Genomic DNA, 8,649 nt, shown 5'->3' with positions numbered 1-8,649 from the left:
TGTTCGTACTCACCCTGATCGTCAACTTCGCCGCGTCCGCGATCGTCGCGCGCAGCCGCTCCGGGTCCGTGAGCGAGGCCTGAGATGAGTCAGACCCCTGTGACCTCCGAGGCGTTCCCGCAGGCCGCCGTTCCGCAGCCGGCGCAGCCGAACGAGACAGCACAGCCGAACGAGACAGCGCAGGCAAACGAGGCAGTGCGGACGAGCGAAACCGCGCCGCCCACCGGGGCGACGCCGCCGGGCACGACGGTCGTCCGGGTGACCGCGGAGCCGGGCGAGCCGGAGCGCCGCCGCCGCACCGGGGGTGTGCGCGGCAGCGACATGCTCGCCGTCCTCGGCGCGCTGGCCGGCTCGGTCAGCTTCACCTTCCTGCTGTTCACTCAACTGGCCCCGTTCGACGGCATCATCGGGTTCGTCGTCGTCTCGTACGCGATGTTCCTGGTCTTTTACACCTTCCTGGTCGCGCTCGATGAGGACTGGCCCACGGTGCGCGACCGGATCGCCTCGGCGATCGCGCACAGCATCGCGCTGCTGCTGCTCGTCGCGCTCACCGACGTGATCGTCTACGTCGTGTCGCAGGGTCCGCAGGCGCTGCGCCACCTGAACTTCTTCACCGACGACCTGCGCGCCGCCGGGCCGCTGGCGCCGCTGACCGTCGGCGGTGTGCGGCACGCGATGGTGGGCACGCTCGAACAGATCGGCATCGCGCTGGCCATCACCGTGCCGCTCGGCCTGCTGTGCGCGGTCTTCCTCAACGAACTGCCGGGCCGCTTCGCCCGCTTCGTGCGCACGATCGCCGACGCCGCGACCGCGCTGCCGTCCATCGTCGCGGGGCTCTTCATCTACGCGGCGCTGATCATCGGTGTGCAGGTCGGGCCGGTACACGTGCAGATCGAGAAGGGCGGCCTGGCCGCGGGCCTGGCGCTGAGCGTCATGATGCTGCCGATCATCATCCGCGCCGCCGACGTGGTGCTGCGCCTGGTGCCCGGCTCGCTGAAGGAGGCCTCGTTCGCGCTCGGCGCCGGGCAGTGGCGCACCGTCTGGACGGTCACCCTGCCCACCGCGCGCTCCGGCCTGGCCACCGCGGTGATCCTCGGCAGCGCACGCGGCCTCGGCGAGACCTCGCCGGTGCTGCTGACCGCCGGCTACAACACGTACACCAACTCCGATCCGCGGCACGGCCCGCAGACCTCGCTGCCGCTCGCCGTCTTCAAACTGGTCACCTCCGGAGAGCCGCTGCAAATCCAGCGCGCGTACGGAGCGGCGACCGTGCTGATCCTGGTGGTGATCGTCCTGTTCGCCATCGCGCGCGTCATCGGCGGGCGCGGGCCGGGCCACGTGACCCGGCGCGGGCAGCGCGCCCGCACCCGCACGTCCGCCCGTGACCTCGAACGCATCCTCGCCCGGCGGACCCCGTACCCCGTGCAGGCCCAGTACCCCGCGCAGGCTCAGTACCCCGCGCAAGCCCAGTACGCCGTTCAACCCGAGACCGGGAGCAGTCCGTGAGCCGAATCAGCGCCCTGCTCGCCGTCCTCGCGATGGTCGCCGCGACCGTCGTCGGGGCGTCCCCCGCGCTGGCGGCCGACGCGCCGTACGTACCGGTCTCCGGTGCCGGCTCCACCTGGAGCGAGAACGCGATCATCGACTGGTCCAGCAACGTGCAGCAGTACCGCATGCAGATCAACTACTCGGGCACCGGCTCCTCGGACGGCCGCAACCAGTTCAAGAACCACACGGTCGACTTCGCCGTCTCCGAGATCCCGTACGGCGTCACCGACAACGGCGTGTACGAGCCGCCGCCGACCCGGCCCTACGCCTACATGCCGATCGTGGCCGGCGGCACCTCGTTCATGTACCACCTCGACGCCGGCGGGCAGCAGATCAGCAACCTGCGGCTGTCCGGCAAGACCATCGCGGACATCTTCACCGGCAACGTGACGATGTGGAACGACCCGGAGATCAAGGCGGACAACCCCGACATCTCACTGCCGCCGCGCCAGATCGTCCCGGTGGTGCGCGGCGACGGCTCCGGTACCACCGCTCAGCTCACGCTCTGGTTGTCCAAGCAGTACCCGGCGATCTGGAACGCCTACTGCGCGAAGGCCGGCCGCGCCAGCAACCCCTGCGGGACCACCTCCTTCTACCCGGTGATCTCCGGCAGCGACTTCATCGTCAAGTCCCTGTCGACCGGCGTGTCGGGATACGTCGCGCAGCCGACGAGTGAGGGCTCGATCACGTACGTCGAGTACTCCTACGCGCGCAACGCGAACTTCCCGATCGCCAAGATGCTCAACGCGGCGGGCTACTACACGTCGCCGACGGCGCAGAACGTTGCCGTGGCACTGCTCAACGCGGGGATCAATTCGGACCTGACGCAGGACCTGCACCTGGTGTACACGGACACCGATCCGCGCACGTATCCGCTGTCCAGCTACAGCTACATGATCATTCCGACCACCACCGGGGCGCCGATCACCACGGACAAGGGCCGGACGCTCGGCGCCTTCGCCTACTACTTCCTGTGTCAGGGCCAACAGGACGCCGACCGGCTCGGCTACTCGCCGCTGCCGATCAACCTGGTGAAGGCCGGCTTCGACCAAGTGCGCCGCATCCCCGGCGTCAACGTGCAGAGCATCAACGTCGCCAACTGCAACAACCCGACCTTCTCCACCAACGGCACCAACACCCTGGTGGCGAACGCGCCGATGCCGCCGGCCTGTGACAAGCAGGGGTCGACGCAATGCGCGCCGGGCCAGGGTCTGGGTGACAACCCGGGTTCGGGATCGGGCTCCGGGTCCGGCTCGGGTTCCGGCTCCGGGTCCGGCGGTGCCGCCGGGGGAGCGGGTTCCGGCGCGTCCGGGGGCGCGGCCGGCTCCGGCTCGGCCGCGGGCGGGGCCGGGGGAGCGGCCGGAGGTGCGGCCGGCGGCTCCTCCGGGATCAACCCGGACACCGGGTTGCCCAACGGCGGCGGCGCGGCGGGTTCCGGCGGTGCGGGCACCACCGGGGGCAACGGGAACGCCATCGCGCAGAGCATCGAGGTCGGCGACGGCATCGACAGCGGCTTCGAACACGTCCTGATGGGCCTGGCCGCCGCGCTGCTGCTGGTCGCCACGGTCGGTCCGCCGCTGCTCTCCCGCGTCCTGAACCGGCGGAAGCAGTCGTGACCAGGGCGACCGGCGCCGGGACCGGCAGGAGGCGGCGAGCCGTGTTCACCGTCGCACGGCTGCGCCTGTTCTCCGGGTTGTTCGCCATCGCCGTATCGCTCACCGGCCTGGCCGGCCCCGCCGTCGCCGCGATCGCTTCCAGCGACGGCACGGGCGGTCCTGCCGCCGCGTCCGCCTCGGGATCCGGCTCCGCCGTCACCGTCTCCGGCAGCGGCGCCTTCGCCGGCCTGAAGGTGACGGTCAGCCAGACCAGGAACCTCATCGACCAGGTCATCGACATCACCTGGACCGGCGGCGCGCCCACCTTCCAGGGCGGCCAGGTCTTCGGCGTCAACTATTTGCAGATCATGGAGTGCTGGGGCGACGACCCGTCCGGCCCGGACCGCACCCAGTGCGAGTTCGGCGCCTACGCCGGGGACTCGCGCGGCGGCGCGTACGTCGCCTCGCGCCAGGTCACCTACGGCGCCTCGCCGATCGACCCGATCGAGCCGATCAAGCTGCCGCCGGGCGCGCAGGGCAGCCTCAACGTGCCGTTCAAGTCCGTCACCGGGGACACCTGGAAAGACGGCCCGAACCCGTTCTTCGACCAGAGCTCAAGCAACGAGATCCCGTTCGCGCTGACCACCTCGGACGGCACCGGCCAGACCTTCTTCGAGACCCCGACGGTGACTCAGGCCCCCGGCCTGGGCTGCGGCGAGGCGATCACGGACCCGAAGACCCACCAGAGCGCGCCGCGCGGCTGCTGGCTGGTGATCGTGCCGCGGGACAACCACGAGGTGGACGGTACCGTCCGGCGCGGCGTGACCACCCAGAACGGCCTGGTCTCCTCGCCGCTGAGCATGACCAACTGGGGCAACCGGATCGTGGTGCCGCTCGGCTACCAGCCGGTCGGCAACGCCTGCGCGATCGGCGCGGCCGAGCGGCCGACCTCCGGTGACGAGCAGATAACCGAGGCGATGACGCAGTGGCAGCCCGCCCTGTGTCTGCACACCAGCGCGGTCTACGGCTATTCGCAGCTCACCGATGACACCGTCCGCTCCGAACTGACCTCGCCCGACCCCGGCCTGGTGTTCGTCTCCCAGCCGCTGGCGGCCGGCGGCCTGCCGGCGACGAAGAAACCGCTCTACGCCCCGGTCGCGCTGTCCGGCCTGGCCATCGCCTTCAACATCGAGAGCCAGTCCTCGTTCAGCGCCCCAGACCCGGTTCGGCAGCGCAACGGCGTACGGATCACCAGCATCAACCTCAGCCCGCGGCTGGTGGCGAAGCTGCTGACGCAGTCGTACCGGGGCGGTGTGGTGCCCGGCGCCACCGACGTGAACGGCAATCCGGCCGACCTGACCACCGACCCGGACTTCCTCGCGCTGAACCCCGATTTCAGACAGCTGACGTTCAGCTCGGGCATTTCGAGCATGCTGGTGCCGGAGTTCCCGTCGGACGCCACCGCCGAGCTGTGGGCCTGGATCAACGCGGACCCCGGCGCCCGCAAGTTCCTCGACGGCACGCCCGATCCGTGGGGCATGAAGGTCAACCCGAGCTATCTCAACCTGCTGCTGCCACGGCCCGACTTCCCCAAGGACGACCCGGCCTGCCAGACCTTCCCGGCGCCCGAGACGCCGCTGTGCACCCTCGACTGGTTCCCGTACGCCAGCACGATGCACGCCGGCGCCCGCGCGGCCGGCCGGGGCGACCTGCTGCTGCGCACCACCTGGGCCTTCGGCAGCAACCCGGCGACGTGGGGCCCCACCCCGGCCGAGCCCGAGGGCCTGCGCGCCGTGATCGCCGTCTCCGACGTGGCCACCGCCACCCGGGACGGCCTGCCGATGGCGAGCCTCTGCGACGACTCCGGGGCCGACTGCGTCAGCCCGACCTCCGGCAGCCTGCTGGCCGGCGCCGCCGCGATGGCGGCCAGCGGCGTGCCAGGAGTCGTCGTCCCGGTCCCGGCCGACGTGCCTAAGGGCGCTTATCCGCTCACCACACTCACCTACGCGGCCACGGTCCCCAGCGAACTGTCGACCGCGGCGGCCAAGGACTACGCCGCGCTGCTGCGGTACGCCGTCGGTCCCGGCCAGGCCACCGGCAACGAGCCGGGCCAGCTCCCGCTCGGCTACGTGCCGCTGCCGCAGGCCATGCAGCAGCAGACACTCGCGGCGGCGAACACGATCCTGGCCGTCGCCAACCACGTGCCCTCGCCGTCCCCGAGCCCGATCGCCAGCAACGGCGAGGGGATCACGGTCACCGTCACCGGAACCGGCGGCGGTTCCTCGTCGATCGGCGGCATCGGCCCGGTGACGCAGCCCGGTGCGAGCGCGCCCCCGCACGCATCGGTCTCGCCCGCGCCGTCCGCGAAGATCCTGACCGCTTCGCCAATGGCCACCGCGACCGGCGCCGCGAGCAGAGGCCGTACGGCCGCGCAGCCGCTCGGCGCCATCCGCTACGTGCTGCTGGTCGCGCTGTTGCTCGGCGGCGTCGCGGTCGCCGCCGGACCTGGCCTGACCAGGCTGTCGCGCTCGTCACGGCTCTCCGCGCTGCTGCGCAGGTGAGCCGCTGCGGCGCGCCCGCGGGTTCCCCACGCCCGCGGTCCGGCGCCGCGGCCCTATACGCACGCCGGGCGACCGCCCGGTGTGTCGCCCCCAGGAAGGAATCAAACAGTGAAGAGTTGGAAGCGGGCACTCGCCGCGGCGGCGGGCCTCGCGCTCGTCGGCGGCGTGACCGCGGCCGGCCCGGCGCAGGCGGACCCCAGCGGTCCGCCGACTTTCCGCCAGCTGGCGGGCGTCGGCTCCGACACCACGCAGGGCGTGATGAACGGCCTGTCCAACGTCATCACCGACAGCGCTGGCAACAAGCTGATCGGTTCTTATGACGCGACCGGCTCGGCCACCATCGCGACCCAGTCTGCGACGGCGTGCTCGGCCCTCGCGCGGCCCAACGGCTCGGGCGCCGGTCGTACCGCGCTGCTCAACTCGCTACAGGCCAACGACGGCTGCCTCCAGTTCTCGCGCTCCTCAAGCCTGAACCTGGCCGCCGCCACCCCCGGTCTGACCTACGTGCCGTTCGCCACCGACGCGGTCTCGTACGCGGTCACGGCGAACAGCAACATCCCCAAGACCCTGACGCTCACGCAGGTGCAGGCGATCTACCACTGCGACCCGAACTTCGTGGGCACCGGGCCGAACTACGCGATCACCGTGATCCTCCCCCAGGCCGGCTCGGGTACCCGCGCCTTCTGGGAGAGCACCATGGGCATCCTGGACTCCGACGTGGTCGCGGGTAAGTACCCGTGCATCATCGACCACAAGAACGGCGTGATCATCGAGGAGCACGACGGCCGGGTCCTGGACGACAACTCCATCGCCCCGTTCTCGATCTCGCAGTACATCGCGCAGAGCGAGAACACCATCCCCGACCTGCGCGGCAAGGCGGTCCTCGGAGTCATCGACGGCTTCACCCCGTCGGTGATCAACAACAGCTTCGAGATCTCCCGCAGCGTGTACAACGTGATCCCGACCTCGCAGATCGCCAACGCGCCGTACAGCACGGTGTTCGTCGGCTCGACCTCGGCGATCTGCCAGCAGACCGCGCTGATCAACACCTACGGCTTCGCGGCCAACCCCAACTGCGGCAGCACGTCGCAGCACACCCCGTAAGCCCGTCCCCGGACACACTTCACCCCTGAAGGAGAGCAGTACTGTGTTCAAGCACAGCGTCCTGCGCTCGGCCGCGGCCGGACTCGCGACTCTGGTCGCCGCCGCCACGGTGAGCGTACTGTCGGCCACGGCGGCGAACGCCGCGGTCGTCGGCACGCTGACGACGTCCCAGGCCAACGGCCTGGACACGTCGGCGTTCAGCCTCAGCACCTCGGCTGCCTGCCCCGGCGGCACCAACCTGTCGATCCTGCTGACCGGCACCGGGTTCCCGGCCGCCGGTGTCAACGCGGTCGGCAACACCGCTCAGTCGATCTACCAGACGAACGCCAGCGGCGGTCTGGTCGTGCCGCTGACCGAGACGATGCGCCAGTACGCCAGCGACAACGGCGTCAGCACACTGTCCGGCCGGTACGACTTCGACCTGATGTGCCGCAACACGTTCGGTACCACCTCGCTCGGTGACTTCACCGGCTCCATCTGGTTCACCGACAACACGCACTGGCAGAACACCGACCCGAACGCCGCGACCGCGACCAGCACCACGGTGACCGCCGCTCCGGCGAGCCCCGCGACTGCCGGAACCTCCGTGACGTTCACCGCCACCGAGACCCCGGCGACCGCGGGTTCCGTCCAGTTCAGCGACGGCACCACCGCGCTCGGCGCCGCTGTGGCGGTCAACGCCGGCGGCGTGGCGACCTTCACCACCAGCACGCTGGCGGCCGGGTCGCACTCGATCACGGCGGCCTTCACCCCGAGCGGCACCGGTTTCACCGGCTCGACCTCCACCGCGCTGGCCTACACGGTCAACCCGGCGGCGGCCACCCCGACGACCACGGCGCTCGCGGTCAGCCCGGCCAACACCGCCGCGCAGTTCTCCACCGTCTCCCTCACCGCGACGGTCTCGCCGACCGCGGCCGCGGGCACGGTGCAGTTCAGCGACGGCACGACCGCCCTCGGTTCGCCGGTGACGGTCTCGGGCGGCTCGGCCACCCTCAACACCAGCACGCTGGCGGTGGGCAGCCACTCGTTCACCGCGACGTTCACCCCGTCGAACGCGACCGCTTACGTGGGCTCGGCCTCGGCCGCCGTTCCGTTCTCGGTCACCGCGTTCACCGGTTCGTCCGCCACTGAGACGATCACCACCACGGTGGTGTCCGGCTCCCTGGTGATCAGCGTGCCGGACAGCCAGGTCACCCTGCCCTCGCCGGTCCTTGACAGTGCGGGTGACCTGTTCACCACCAACGGCACCCTCAAGCCGGTCACGGTGACCGACACCCGGGCGGGTAACCCCGGCTGGACTGTCAGCGGCCAGGTCAACGACTTCTCGGACGGCCAGGGTCACGCCATCAACGGCGAGAACCTGGGCTGGACCCCGACCGTCGTGGACAACTCGACCGCGCAGGTCGTCACCCTGGGCGCCTCGGTGGCCTCCGCCAACGGCGTGGCTCCCGGCGACAACGGGACCGCGGGCCTCAAGCAGTCCCGCACCCTCGCCAACGGAACCGGCCTCGGCACCACGCACCTGTCGGCGTCCCTGACGCTCAACGTCCCGACCTCGACCGTGGCCGGGACCTACACCGCGACACTCACCCTGACGGCCATCTGATCAGGTTTCAGTACTGATCAGCGGCCGCACCGACAGCGAGCCGGCGGACCGAGCCTGACGTCTTGACACCCGCACGGATCGCAAGGGGGCAGCCGGGCAGCGCAATTGCCCGGCTACCCCCGCCCCCATTGTTCCGCATGTACTGCTTTAAGCCTCCGGAGAACACTGTGACATCGATGAACAGGACGACGCGAACGCGATCCTCCGGCAGGCTCGCCGCGTCCAGAATCGCCAC

At 70.7% G+C, this 8,649-nt stretch carries 6 protein-coding genes; 5 read left to right on the top strand and 1 reads right to left on the bottom strand.

Annotated elements, in window-relative coordinates; translation table 11 throughout:
• Positions 1-84 precede the first annotated feature (84 nt).
• The 5 genes from pstA to VGS97_RS02595 all read left to right on the top strand — a co-directional run bounded on the left by pstA (position 85) and on the right by VGS97_RS02595 (position 8,414).
• Positions 85-1,506, top strand: a complete 1,422-nt coding sequence (gene pstA / locus VGS97_RS02615; protein WP_326851537.1) for a phosphate ABC transporter permease PstA — start codon at positions 85-87, stop codon at positions 1,504-1,506.
• A complete protein-coding gene (locus tag VGS97_RS02610; protein WP_326851536.1) occupies positions 1,503-3,164 on the top strand; it encodes a phosphate ABC transporter substrate-binding protein PstS in 1,662 nt (553 codons plus the stop codon). The genes pstA and VGS97_RS02610 overlap by 4 nt, the downstream gene beginning before the upstream one ends.
• On the top strand, positions 3,161-5,704 hold the full coding sequence (locus VGS97_RS02605) for a hypothetical protein (RefSeq protein ID WP_326851535.1): 2,544 nt from the start codon (positions 3,161-3,163) through the stop codon (positions 5,702-5,704). The genes VGS97_RS02610 and VGS97_RS02605 overlap by 4 nt, the downstream gene beginning before the upstream one ends.
• A 108-nt stretch (positions 5,705-5,812) precedes the next feature.
• A complete protein-coding gene (locus VGS97_RS02600; RefSeq protein ID WP_326851534.1) occupies positions 5,813-6,808 on the top strand; it encodes a substrate-binding domain-containing protein in 996 nt (331 codons plus the stop codon).
• A gap of 43 nt (positions 6,809-6,851) precedes the next feature.
• Positions 6,852-8,414 (top strand): Ig-like domain-containing protein, encoded by a 1,563-nt coding sequence (locus tag VGS97_RS02595; protein ID WP_326851533.1) that lies wholly within the window; start codon positions 6,852-6,854, stop codon positions 8,412-8,414.
• 7 nt (positions 8,415-8,421) lie between these two features.
• Here the strand turns inward: VGS97_RS02595 and VGS97_RS02590 are convergent.
• Positions 8,422-8,649, bottom strand: a 228-nt coding sequence (locus tag VGS97_RS02590; RefSeq protein ID WP_326851532.1) for a hypothetical protein, incomplete at its 5' end; no start/stop codon positions are given.

The organism is Actinocrinis sp., from assembly GCF_035946395.1.
Lineage (GTDB): Bacteria > Actinomycetota > Actinomycetes > Streptomycetales > Catenulisporaceae > Actinocrinis.
This window is presented reverse-complemented; position numbering and strand designations above follow the sequence as displayed.